Annotated in this window: 6 protein-coding genes and 2 pseudogenes; 3 read left to right on the top strand and 5 right to left on the bottom strand. The window is 67.3% G+C overall.

Going from position 1 to position 12867, the window contains the following annotated elements; genetic code table 11:
- Nucleotides 1-347: 347 nt before the first annotated feature.
- A pseudogene (locus tag PV364_RS40845) lies at nt 348-433 on the top strand (IS5/IS1182 family transposase); the annotation flags it as partial.
- 499 nt (nt 434-932) lie between these two features.
- Nucleotides 933-1955 carry a helix-turn-helix transcriptional regulator gene (locus PV364_RS40840; RefSeq protein WP_319666018.1) on the top strand — a complete coding sequence of 341 codons (1023 nt, stop codon included), beginning with the start codon at nt 933-935 and terminating at the stop codon, nt 1953-1955.
- A 66-nt stretch (nt 1956-2021) separates the two neighbouring features.
- Here PV364_RS40840 and PV364_RS40835 read toward each other — a convergent pair whose 3' ends face one another.
- The 3 genes from PV364_RS40835 to PV364_RS40825 form a co-directional block, all read right to left on the bottom strand.
- Nucleotides 2022-3707 (bottom strand): IS1182 family transposase, encoded by a 1686-nt coding sequence (locus PV364_RS40835; protein ID WP_319666017.1) that lies wholly within the window; start codon nt 3705-3707, stop codon nt 2022-2024.
- Nucleotides 3708-3906: 199 nt separating this feature from the next.
- Nucleotides 3907-8010 carry a carboxypeptidase regulatory-like domain-containing protein gene (locus PV364_RS40830; RefSeq protein WP_319666016.1) on the bottom strand — a complete coding sequence of 1368 codons (4104 nt, stop codon included), beginning with the start codon at nt 8008-8010 and terminating at the stop codon, nt 3907-3909.
- A 1547-nt stretch (nt 8011-9557) separates the two neighbouring features.
- A complete protein-coding gene (locus PV364_RS40825; protein ID WP_319666015.1) occupies nt 9558-10019 on the bottom strand; it encodes an ABATE domain-containing protein in 462 nt (153 codons plus the stop codon).
- A gap of 115 nt (nt 10020-10134) precedes the next feature.
- On the opposite strand from PV364_RS40825, the gene PV364_RS40820 reads away from it, so the two are divergent.
- On the top strand, nt 10135-10884 hold the full coding sequence (locus PV364_RS40820; protein WP_319666014.1) for an MBL fold metallo-hydrolase: 750 nt from the start codon (nt 10135-10137) through the stop codon (nt 10882-10884).
- 453 nt (nt 10885-11337) lie between these two features.
- Here PV364_RS40820 and PV364_RS40810 read toward each other — a convergent pair.
- Together PV364_RS40810 and PV364_RS40805 are read right to left on the bottom strand one after the other, a co-directional pair.
- Nucleotides 11338-11839 (bottom strand): annotated as a pseudogene (locus PV364_RS40810) (transposase); the annotation flags it as partial.
- Between the two features lie 27 nt (nt 11840-11866).
- Nucleotides 11867-12163: a hypothetical protein gene (locus PV364_RS40805; protein WP_319666013.1), complete on the bottom strand. Its 297-nt coding sequence runs from the start codon at nt 12161-12163 to the stop codon at nt 11867-11869.
- Nucleotides 12164-12867: the final 704 nt, after the last annotated feature.

Here is a 12867-nt window from a genome sequence, read left to right as displayed (position 1 = left end):
GAGGGCCTGGACGAGACGGCCGTGAAGGACTACACCGCCGACGCCGGCGACCCCGGCGTGCAGCGGGATCTGCCGGGGGATCAGCCGGACCTGCCGGTCACCGCCGGCCACTGACGGGCAAGCAGCCGGAACTGCTCACTGCGTGAGACCGTATCCGCGCATCGATCGTTGCAGCGCGCGTAGCCGGTTAAACACCTGGTCATCCGTTCGGAGTAGCGCTCGGCTGGGGCATCCCCAGCCGAGCGGTTCGCACTGTCTGGCCTCATAAGACCGGCCCCTACGTGGTGAGGCGGTCGTTGGGCTGTTCATGGGGGCGGGGTACGTGGAGTTGAAATGTTCCGGACGGACTGTGGGAGCTTGCGGAGCCGCTGATCCGGCCGTCGAGGGTGCGGCCGCAGGGCGGGGCACGCAGGACACGCCTGATGAGACTCTGTGATCCCGGAGTAGCTCGCCAGGCGCCGTAAACGCGCGGCGCAGGTTGCCCACGCGGGACATGGCCATCGCACTGCCGTTTCTGGTTCGCCCTCTGTGCTCAACTTCAGTGACTTCCTCTCGTCGGCGCGGATGATTGTTTCGAACCTGTTGGTTCTCGCGCATCCCCGTTATTCGGACCTGCCGAGCGGCGGGATATTCCGCGTCATCCGTTCGGTGGCGGGCGACAGGCCCTGAAATGCCGCTGCTTGACATGCGACAGTCGATGGCGAGCTGTCACCGGACCTGATCCGCCAAGGGGGTTGGCAACATGCTTCAGCACACCGAATCGATGAGTGAAATTGAATTTAAGCGTCACGGTTTCACCGGGTCTGACACTCACATACTTTTCTCCTGTGGTGTCACACGCGAGCGTGTAAACAGCCCCGCCGATCGTGCCGTACTGCCCTGCTCGGTATCCTCGCGTCTGTTGGGATATTAGGTTGTCCGTGGAGGTGGCCATGCTAGAGGTTCTCGGACTGGACCAGCTTGCCGAGGCGCTTTACCTCATATTGGTAGACAACCCGCCTCTCTCCTTGCGGGAACTGTGTCGACGTACTGACCGCGGGTCCGACGAGGTCCTCGTTGCTCTGGCGAAGCTCGAAGATGGCGGTCTCATATCGCGTGTGCCGGGCCCGTCTGCCTCTTTCACTGCACTGTCACCCGACCATGCCATGGAGGCCCTTTTACTCGCCCGCGAACGCGATATTCGCCGGGTGCGGGCGATGACCGAGCAGCTGACCGCACGTCACCGCGAAGCCCGCCGCAGTCGCGAATCCGCCGAACTGATCCAGGTCGTCACCGGCTGTGAGAACGTCGCACGCTTCGGGCAGCAGCTTTTCGCCCGTGCCCAGCGGGAAATTCGAGGTATCGACGCGCCTCCGTACGCGCGGTCCAGCGACGGGGAACTCGTCGACTCCGTCGCCGCTGTCACTCAGCGTGGCCTGCGTAGCCGCTTCATCCGCGCGCGCGACACGCTTGCCCTGCCTGAAGCAGCCAGGCGGATGGAGTTCGACGTAGCTGCGGGCGAGGAGGTCAGAATCCTCCCGACGGTGCCGATGAAAATGGTCATCGCTGACGATCAAGCCGCACTCATCCCGCTCCAGACGAACCCAAAGGTGATGGACGCGTGCATTCTCGTCCATCCCTCCGCGCTGCTCGACGCGCTGAGCGCCCTCTTCGAGTCGCTGTGGAACGAGGGCCAGCCGTACTTGTCTTGGGGCGAGAGAACGGACGACCTCATGAGTGACGAGGAGAGACGCATCATCTCCTTGTTGGCAGCGGGTTTTTCCGACGAAGCTATCGCGCGCCAGCTGGACCTCGGGTACCGAACCGTGCAGCGCCGTGTCCAAGCTCTGCTTGGCCAGCTTGGAGCTGTGAGCAGGTTCCAGGCCGGGGTGCTCGCCGCCAACCGTGGGTGGTGGCAACCGAGTTCCGAAGGCGAAGGCGTGGGTGTGCCAGTGGATGCCGGGCCGACGCATTGACCGACTCGCGGAGCCCGAATCTTCACCATCGACAGAGGGCCGGCCCCATCGGGGGACGCTGTTGGTTTATTCGGCCCCTGCTTGTGCCCCGTCGAGCGTCAGCTCGACGGGGCACAGTGCTGCGAAGTGGCTGGTGCGGGTGCGGGCTCGGGGTGCGCCGGTGAGGTGCGCGTCGATGCGGGCGAGGTTGATCGCGGCGCCGGTGAGCTGGTGTTGGAGGCTGGTCTTTGTCAGGCCCCGGTAGCGGGATCTGCGCAGTCCGCAGCGTCCGACGGCTTGAGAGATGGTGCCTTCGACGCCGGCCCGGATCTTGTAGCGCTCCTTCCATGCATCGGTCTGCTGTTCAGCGCGGATGTGCCGGATGGCGTCGTGCTGCGCCTGCTGTTGCCGCAGCATGAGTTCTCGGCGGCGGCCGGTGGCCGAGCTGACGCATGAGCGCAGGTGGGGGCAGGGGCCGCAGCGGCTGGCGGGGAACCTGACGCGGATGACGGGCAGGCCCTTGGAATCGTTGCGGGGATACCAGTCCGTGGCGGTGGCACCGCCTGGGCAGGTCACCTGCCGGTGTTCCCAGTCGACGGTGAACGCGTCCAGCCCGAAAGCGCCCTTGGCCTGGGCCGAAGTGTTTGCGACCAGTGGCCCGTGCAGTTCGACACCATGTCGGTCGCGGGCGGCAAGGACATGGGTGGCGGTCGGATATCCGGCATCCACCCAGTGCTCGGCGGGCAGGCAGTCGCGGGCGGCGAGGGAGGTGTGGATCTCCTCGTTCATCGCGTTGTCCGCGACGGTCGCCACCGTGGTGGCCACGTTGGTGACCAGGTTCGGAACGTCCGTCTCGCCGCAGGTCTCGGTGAGGTGGACTTTGTATCCGTCCCACATGGTGTCTCGTTTGACGCCGACACGGGCCTCCGGGTCATAGGGGCTGACCAGGCGCGTCGCGCCCGGCGGCCGGTCTTTTGGGCCCCGCCGCGTCACCTCGCCGTCCACCCGGTGGAAGTGCTGGACCCAGACCTGACGCAGGACCTCCACCTCGTCCAGCGAACGGAGTGCCGCGGGGGCGCTGGCGCCGAAGACGGCTTCCAGCAGGCGTGTCCCGTCCCGGCCGATCCGCAGCCCCACCTCGTCCCGCTTCGCACGGGATTTGGGGAACCGGGAGTCCTCGGCCCTGGTGGCGTAGTGGCGGAACCAGTCCGACTCCGCGATCTCGGACAGCCACTCCGGAGCGGCCTGCGCGAGCGCGTTCAGCGCGGCACGCAGCGTCTCAACAACCTGCTCCAGCCAGCACAGCTCACGCGCCGACGACAACACGTGCGAGGAGTCGGTGCGGGCCCGCCCCGCGGTCTTGAGCAACCCCTTCTCCCGGGCTGCAACCAGCACACCGTCCATGACCCGCCGCCCGCCATCGGCCCTGGCCAACCGGTCCCTGAACTCCGACAACACCGAGAAGTCGAAGCCAGGATCGTCGAGCTGGAGCCCGAGCGCGTACTTGAAGTCGATCCGTGCCCGCACCGCCTCCGCGGCCTGGCGGTCGGTCAGCCCTTCCACGAACTGGAGCACCGACACCAGCGCCAGCCCGGCCGGTGACCAGGCGGGCCGGCCTCGTGAGGCGAACAGATCCGCGAAGTCCTCGTCGCGGAACATCGGCCCCAGCTCGTCCCGGACCCGGATCGCCAGGCTCCCCTTCGGGAACGCGGCCCGGGCCACCCGCACCGTCTCCGCCGGAATCTCCCCCCGCCCCTTCGGCTGCAACGACATCGACACCCACCCCACACAACAACGTCGGTCCCCATGACCACAACCGGGTCATGGGGACCGACGTCACGCAAGGGGCCGAATAAACCAACAGCGTCCCCACGCGGGGGGGGCGGCCCTCTCGCCTGTCGTGGTTCGCGTCCGGGGTGCGCCGGCGGCCCGTTCCCAGTGCCGCCGGCGCGGTTCCTGACGCTTCCTCCGGCTACTTGCGCTTCAGCGTGAAGTTGCCGGTGACCGTCGCCCCCTTCTTCACCTTGATCGTCGTAACGGTCGGCTGGTAGCCGTCCTTGGCGACGATGACGGTGAGGGGGTTGTTGCGGACGTCGAGCCAGAGGCCGTACGTGCCGTCCGCGGACGTGGTGAGCGTGTAGGACGAGGCCCAGCTGTCGATCTGGACGGTTGCCCCGGCCAGCGGCGCGGTGCCGCCGGTGGCCGTGTTGCCCAGGACGAGACCGGCGATCTTCCCCCAGGTCTTGGGCGGGGCGACGTGCAGGGTGACCGGGATACGCGGCACGGAGTACGGCGTGTCGGTCACCACGCTGAGTTTGGCCCGCAGGTCGCCGGGCTGGGTGACCGAGGCAGCCGTGGCGTCCAGGGAGACGGTGACGACCGCACTGGCGCCGGGCTCCAGGGTGAGCTGCTGGACGCTCGTGCTCAGCCAGTCGACGTCGCCTCCGCCCTGGTCGTAGCCGGGCAGCACCTCGACCTTGCTGATCGGTATACCGGGGGCTGCGCCGCCACCGACCTTGTAGAAGCCGGGTGCGCCGCCGCCGCGGTAGGTGGCGAGGTTGGCGTTGGGGAGGGCGCTCCAGGTGCCGGACTCCGGGTCGAAGGCCTGACTCAGGTTCGTGATGAGGTGATCCCCGGCGCCGCCGCCCACCAGGATCAGACGGCCGTTCGCCGCGGCGTTCGCCGAGCCCCACTGGGCGGACGGCATGTCGGCGAGCTGCGTCCAGCTGTCGGTGCCCGGGTCGTAGGCGTAGGTGTGAAGGATGTTGTTGTCGGCCGGACCCAGACCTCCGGCGCAGTAGATCTGGCCGTGGATGGCGCCGCACGCCTCCCACGAAATGCGCTCGGGGTAGTCGGCGATCTGCGACCAGCTGCCGGTGCTCGCGTCGTAGACGCTGGCGTCGGTGGTGCCGCAGAAGTCGCCGCCGCAGCCGCCGATCATGTACAGCTTGCCGTCGAGGACGGCCGTACCGGAGCCGGCGTACGGCTTGGGCGCGGGCGCACCAGTGGTCCAGCTGTTCGTCTGCGGGTTGTAGATCTCCAGCTTCGCGTCCGGGGTTCCCCTCGGGCCCCAGCCGCCGACGGCGTAGAGCTTGCCGTCGATGATCCCGTGCGCGGGGGCCTCACGAGTGTCGGATGCGCTCGCCAGCTTCGTCCAGCTGCCTTCGACCGGGTCGAGGACGTACAGGTCCCTGACGTCGGTCGAACCGTCAAAGCCGAATGCCGAGTAGAACTTGCCGTCCAGCGTGTCGACGGCGTTGTCCATGAGGGCGGTCGGGAGGTCCGGACCCGTCTGCCAGGCGTCGTCGGACGGGGTTGCGGCGGCCGGTGCGGCCTTGACGGCCGGCGCGTGGGCCTTGCTGGACAGCGGGGTGAAGTCGCCCTTGACGGTTCGCAGGGCGGCGCCCTTGTCCTGCTGGGTGAAGCCGCCCGCCTCCTCGCCGAGGTTGACCGTGGCGGCCGCGCCACCGGTGTTCTTGACGGTCAGCTTCTGCGACGCGGAGCCGCCCCAGGCGACGGAGGCCGAGACGGAGGCCGGAGTGATCGTGACCTCGCCGGCCTTGAGCTTGAAGTTGGCCTGGACGGCGCTGTCGGCCCCGGTCTTGGCGTTCTTGGTCAGCGAGGAGTACTTGGTCTTGGCGGCGGTGAAGGGGTGGCTGCCGAAGGCGGTCGAGAAGAACGAGTAGAAACCGTCAGGCAGGTTCGGGTCGTCGGGCGTGGCGGCTGTGGTCGCCTTCTCGGACGGCTTGTCCTGGCTGGTGACGGTGGCTCCGACGATGCCGACACCGGTGTTGGCATCGGTCACGTTGCCCACGACGAGACCACCGGGCAGGGCAGTCAGCTGCCGGTTGCCGACGGAAACGTTGTCGACCTCCCAGTACCAGCCGAAGCTGCCAGTGAAGTGGAAGCGCAACTGTACTTCGGACTTGTCCGCGAAATCGGACAGCGACACCTCGATCCGCTGGGCCGTGAGGCTCGTCCCGGCAGACCACACCGTCTTCCAGGTCTTGCCTCGGTCGGCGGTCGCCTCGACGGTAGCGGACTCGACACCACCTTGATTGTAGTCGGTAACGAAGGTTACCTCGGGGTCGTTCTTCCCGGTGAAGTCGTAGACCGGGCTGATCAGCGACGTGTCCTGGGAGGCGTCACTGCCGAAGTAGTCGCTGTCGACGACGGCGAACGCGCCCTCACCACCGGTGCGATTGCCGACGTTGCCCGGGTCGTCGAACTCCCAGCCGCCCGTGGTGCCCTCGGCGTTCTCCACCTTCCAGCCGGCCGGCGGGGCGTCGGTGGCGTCGAACGGCTCGTTGGTGCCGGTCACGTCGACCTTGTATCCGGGCGGGGTCGCCGTCCAGGAGTCGACGGGGACCGAGATGCCCACCGTCTGCGCGGAGTCGCCGACGGTGACCGTCTTGCTGACGGCCTTGTAGCCGGGGGTGGCCGCCGCGACGTGCAGGGTGTACGAGTGCCCCTGAGGCAGGTCCAGGCTGTACGCGCCGGTGGCCGGATCGGTCCACACCGCGCCGGGGACGCCGTCCGCGGTGATCTTGGCGTACAGCGGCCAGCCGTGGCCGGCGCCGTCGGTGACCTTGCCGGCGACCGTCTGGCTGGGCACCGGGGCGAGGGTGAAGTTCTTGGTGACCGTGGCGTCGTCGTCGACCACGACACCGCCGGCGGAGCCGTCGGCGTAGCCGAACGCCGCGACGGAGACGTCGTAGGTGCCGGTGGGCACGGTCAGCGAGTACGCACCGGAGGCATCCGTACGGGCGGAGTTGTCACCCGCGCTGACGGTCGCGCCGGCGACCGCCTTGCCCGTGGCGCTGTCGGTCACCGTGCCGGTGATCACGCCGTGCGGACCGCTGCGGAACGCGGTCAGGCCGGCGGGGGTGCCGAGACCGGTCGGGCCGTCGTAGCCGGTGGCGCCGTTGCACAGGTACGACGGGGAGCAACTGCCGTTGCTGCCGGTGGTGACGTCGTTGATGCCGGTGCCCGCCGCGTACGGATAGGCGTTGGGGTACGAGCCGGCGACGGGGGTGCCGGCGGCGGCGTACACCGAGGCGATGATGGGTGCCGAGACACTGGTGCCGGCATAGACCGCCCAGCCGCCGTTGCCGTAGGTCTGGTAGACCGCCACGTCCTGCGCGACGGCGGAGACGTCGGCAAGGGACCGGTTGGCGCAGCCGGTGTCGTGCTGGAAGGCGGGCTTGGGCTCGTACAGCGAACAGCCGGAACCGGCGTCGCCCCAGGCGGACTCGGTCCATCCGCGGGTCGTGGACGGGGCGCGGGTCAGCGTGGTGCCGCCGACCGCGGTCACGTACTGCGAGGCGGCCGGGTAGGCCACGCCGTAGCCCCAGTCACCGGTGGACGCGGTGATCGCGACGCCGGGGTGGTTGTAGTGCGCGTCGAGTTCCGTGGTCTCGGACGGGTCCTCGCCGTTCCCGCTCTGGTATCCGCTGCCGTAGGAGTTGGAGACGTACTTCGCGCCGAGCGCGACCGCCTGGTCGACGCCGGCCGCCAGGTTGTCGAAACCGTTGTTGTCGGCCTCGACGAGCAGGATGTGCGCGTTGGGCGCGATCGCGGAGACCATGTCGAGGTCGAGGGAGATCTCACCGGCCCAGTTGGGGTCCGATGGGGGGTAGTGGGTCCCGCCGCGCTGGTCGACCTTGCGGAAGCAGCCGTTGTCCGTGGTGCAGGCCGGCAGGCCGTACTGCGCCCGGTAGACGGCGAGGTCCGCCTCGGCGGTCGGGTCGTCGAAGGCGTCCACGATGGCGACGGTCTGACCGCCGCCGCCGTCGGCGGGCAGGTCGTAGGCGCTCTGCAGATCGCCGGCGCCGTAGCCGGCCGGCGTCTCCGCCGCCGGCATCACGCCCTTGGACGCCTTCACATCGGTGCGGCGCAGGGCGAAGCAGCTGAACTGGCCGGGCTTCGGCGTGTCACAGGTCGGTTCGAAGGAGGCGCGGGTGGCGGCGGCCGGGGTGGCGGAGTGTGTGTCCGCGGTGCTCGTGGCCAACGCCGGTGCCTGCACCCCGAGGAGCGCCATGACGGCGGCGCCGAGGACGGCCAGGCCCCTGGTCACCGTCCGGCGTACAGGGTTTCTGGTTCTCGCTGGTCTGCGCAACGTGGACTCCCGTGCATGCGTGCTGGGGTGGAGCCGGGTTCGACTCGCGGGCGACGGTGAACGCCGTAGCGTTCACCGGGCCCATTAGTGAGACCGGTTCTGCGCATGTCAACGGGCCTTCGTACCGGGTAGTGGTGACGGAAAGCCAGCGAACGGGCGATCTCCGTTATGCGTCCGTCGCAACTGCCGGAGGTTTCGCGTCAAAAATGCGGTGTTGTACGTCCGCTGAGCGAACGGAAGCCATCAGCGCCGCACGACAGGGCGCCGAGGGCGTGATCACGACACGGCGTGAAGACGCCAGCTTCACATCGAGTCGGTCGTGTCCGCCCGCACGATCGCGCCATCGAGACAACGCACACGTGGGAACGGTAGGGGCGTCGGCGTGGCCTATGCGGCCTGTGGCGTTGAGGCGGCCCTGTGGCCAGGTCTCCTTCACCCATGCGATCACCGCGGCTTCGTCCCGTTCGACACCGGTCGGGTGGGCGTCCGGCAGGTCCAGAAACGCGCGACCGGTCTCTTCTCCCACTCGCCGTTCAGGGCTGCGAAGAGTTCAGCGCTCAGCAGCAGCGAGACCTGCGCCTGCGAGGCCAGATCACAGACCCGGCCGTCGACATACCTTCGGCTACCGTCGCACCGACCGCACACCCGCAGCACATGCGCGATGAACGCGCCCGCGTGTGTGAACCGGGCGGCAATCTCAAACCGCAATCACCTTCGGAACGTTGGCGTTCGGCGGCCGGCCCACCACCCTGCGTGGACCTCACACACAGGGCCTACCGCAAGGGTCACGACTCGTCCGCTCCCGACGACATCAGACATCGAATGTCAGTAGTTGTCGTGTATACCAACCACCGGCAGGCCGACTCAGCAGTCACCGGTGGCGTGTATCGCCATCAGGAGTCACGCAGCAGGTCTGACTCGGCATGCAACAGGGTCTCGCGCGTTCGCACTACAAGCCGACGGCGAACTGCGGCAGAAGCAGCATCCCGACGACGCCCGCGAGTTGGAGCCAGGGTCACCCAGCGCACTCGGCGATCAGTAGCGGGGTGCTGCGGCCTCCCGAGCTGATAGACGAAGCTGGAGTAATTACTGTAAAACTGGCCATAGTTAACATTCGGTGCGCGTCAATTCTCCATCGTCGCAGCCCAAGAGTGAGGCATTCATATTCTGTTTTTTGGCGCACTGGATCTACCGGTGAGTTGCGTTCAAGTGATTTGCTCTCGGTTTGCGGCTGCTTTTGGGTGTATGGGAATGACTGGAAGTGGTTGACTCCGAATGAAGATAAAGAATGCGCAACCAACCTCCGGCGTCATCAATTTCGGGGATCTATGGGTGAAGGAAGGTGGGGTAAGTTGTGCGTGAACGGCCGGACCGTGTCTCCGAGCAAGGCACTCATTGGTTTCCGATGTCCCTCCAGTCGCACATTGTCGAACATCACCCCGATATCGAGGTGCTGCGGTTCGGCTCGCCCGAGCCGTCCCCCGGTGCCGGGCGAGGAAGCGCTCTCAACGCGGCGCGTGGGCGCACTGAACGGCAACCAGGACAGGCGGAACGCAAACTTGTGGCCGTTGAAAGAGACACCGCGGCCGCCCTCGGAGCCCGACTGGTTTTCGAAGACGTGGCTGGGTTCTCAATGGACTCAGGCAGATTTTCGTGCCGGGGCCCGCTGCGTGATCGGGTGACAGATTGACCTGCCTCACCTGCCAGGTCCCAGCTGTGCCGGCTGACTGACCGCGTCGGTGCGGGCGAATCACAAAGCGGATGTGTGTGCGCAGCGTGCGAAAGCGCGCCACGTCACCCTCGTGCAGGACGTCGCCTGCCGATGTGAGCCGGTGTGCAGTGAGCCACTGCAGGGCACCGGCCGGAGTGTCCAAAAGATCCAGGGACTGGCCCCCAGGCGAGGTCACGACGCTTTTGACGAGATCGAGTGCCGGGTACTGCTCGACCCCCGGGGGCGGGCTGCACATCAGGCCGTTCTATCGGGCTTGCCAACATGCACCTCATGGTACGGCTTGCACTCACCCACGAGAATTCGTATGTTTATCATGGATTACCACCCACCTATTCGTGAGGTGTTCCAAGGTGCAGCAGGTTCCCATCACTGTTTTCAGCGGTCCGACGGTTCTCATCGAGTATGGAGGTCTGCGGCTTCTGACCGATCCGACCTTCGACGGCCCCGGCGACTACGAGTTGCCCGGCGGCCTGGTGCTGACGAAAACGGCACCCTCCCCCATCACGCCGAAGGAACTCGGCCCCGTCGACGCCGTACTGCTCTCCCACGACCAGCACGCCGACAACCTCGACACTTCCGGACGAAACTTTCTCGCCGGCGTGCCACTCACCCTCACCACCACCGACGGCGCACAACGCCTCGGCGGGACTACCCGCGCGCTCTCCCCTTGGGCCTCTGTCGAACTGCCCCGCCCGGACGGCGGCATGGTGACCGTAACGGGCACGCCAGCCCTCCACGGTCCGGAAGGAGCCGAGGCGATCGCAGGTGAAGTGATCGGGTTCGTCCTCACCTCCGATGACCTGCCCACGATCTACGTCAGCGGCGACAACGCGTCACTGGACGTGGTGAGGCAGATCGCCGAGCGCTTCGGGCCCATCGACTCCGCGGTTCTCTTCGCCGGCGCACCTCGACTGCCCGTTTTCGATGGCGCACTCGTCGTCCTGGACGGTGCCGGGGCCGCTACAGCCGCACAGATCCTCGAAGCCCGACGTGTAGTCCCCGCTCATTGCGACAGCTGGGCCCACTTCACCGAAGACCGCGGTGATCTCGTCAACGCCTTCACGTCTGCCGGCATCGCGAATCGGCTGCAGCTTGACTGAGCCTTTTCAGCCGGGCCACCGACGGGTGACAGCCATCTGGTCGGCAACCCGTGCAGAACGGGCGAGGCTCCCCAGCGGTTGAGCGAGATGTCTGACGTCTCAACTCTCTGCCGGGGAGCGTTGTCTACGTGTCTTGCCGCACGGGACCTGCCTCCTGCGCTGGTCGAGGGGGTGACCGCCGCTGCAGGCTCGGGCCTTCGCCGCGTGCCCTGGTCGCACTGGTGTACCCGCGCAAGCACGGCAGCCTCGCGCAGATCGCGGCCGGCTTCCGGATCAGCGTGAGTACCGCCAAGGACCTTCCCGCGATAGCACCAGCCGGGTGATGCCGTTGCAATCGCTGCCGCGAGTCCGGGCGAGACGGGGGGTCCACATTGCCGCACTCGTCATCCCAGCCGGCCAGACGCCACCAGCACGGTCGATGCGGGGCCGCCGGTTGTACGTATCGCCGATGTCCGCTTCCAGCGGCGGGATCAGCTGCGTGACGTCATGCCGGTTCCCGCCGGTCACGGACACGGCCGGCTGGGTGCCGCGGCGGTCGACGATCAGGTGGTGTGGGGAGCCGGGGCGGGCTCGGTCGACCGGCGACGGGCCGAAGTGATCCCCCCTTGAGGGCGCTGACATGGGAGCCGTCAAGCCGGTAGTGCGCGGTTCGGCAAGGAGCTTCGTGTGCATTCGGGGCCAGACACCGGGTCCAGTCCCGTAGACGACGCCAGGCGGTGACGCCCGGGCACCCCACCACGCGTGCAGGAACGTCCCGCCAGGCCACACCCCTGCGCAGCACGTAGACAATGCCCGCCAGCACAACTCGGTCAGGCACCCGGAGTCGGCCTGGGTGCAGGTGCCTTCGCTCGGGCTGCGGTGGCAGCAGCGGGGCTACGCGCTCCCACAGGTCATCACGGACAAGATCATCGGACACCCCGCAGACTCTGCCGACGAAGATCACTGGCTGCCGCAGACTCCACTGGGATGGCAGTCACCGCGGTTACCGTCCCTCGCGAGGAAGGGCTGCCACGAATTCCGAAAGGCTATTCGCTTGGGGCGGCTCCTGCGCACGGAGGTAGCGCCTGTAGTGGTTGGCGACCAGCCGGCGCAACTCGGACTCATCCGGCTCCGCCCCGGTCAGTTCGAGGCGGACTTGGTGGGGCTCACCGACCATGCGCAGCGGCCTGGCCAGCGCATCGAATCCACACGTGTACTCCTCGGGTAGCTCCCAGAACGCCTCGGCGTACGCGTGATCCCTGAGGACATACATGTGGAACTCGTCATCGAAGATGATCACAGGCCCGATCGGTGTAGGCACTCATCCACTATGGCGGGTCGCTCCGCGCTGCCCGCATGCTGGGGTCCCTTCGCAAGTGCCGCCACCGGTCGTGACCAGCCGACTCGTGAAGCCTTGCAGGCGCAGTCGCTCTTACGAGGCGAGCACGTCGTCCAGCACTGGCCGGCTGTTGACCTTCTCTGTCTTTCGCGGACTCCGGCACCTTGAAGTCGTACGCCCAGGCGGAGCGCGAAGCCGCGTGCACGCCGATAGCGAACTCCATCACCGTGCCTGAGGCGGTGCATGTCCTCGTGTCCGCTGCAGGTTTGGGCGTCCGCTTGGGTACAGGGTCGTCGTGGCGCAGTCAGACACCCCGTCAGCGAGCCGCGCCGCTCCTCATCCTTGGTGTTCGTGCGACTCGGTGACTTTGCCCCCGCCACGGCGCGGTCTCCCGCGGTAGATCGTCCAGACGCCGACCAGGACGAGCGATGCGCCGAGGAGCGGCCATCCCCAGGATCCGCCGTCGCGACAGTCCCGTATACCGACGAAGAGCAGGAGCCCTGACGGAATCAACCCTGCCCAGTCGACGGCTCTGCCCAGTTTTCGGAGAATTGCATGCTGCATCACTAGTGCGTTGACCACGAACGTTGCCGGGGTTGGTTAGGCGGCTTTGGGTCGTGGGCGGCCCCAGCGTTGTTGGCGTTCGCTGCGGATCTTGGCGCGTT

This window comes from Streptomyces sp. MI02-7b (assembly GCF_033793585.1).
Taxonomy (GTDB): Bacteria; Actinomycetota; Actinomycetes; order Streptomycetales; family Streptomycetaceae; genus Actinacidiphila.
This window is presented reverse-complemented; position numbering and strand designations above follow the sequence as displayed.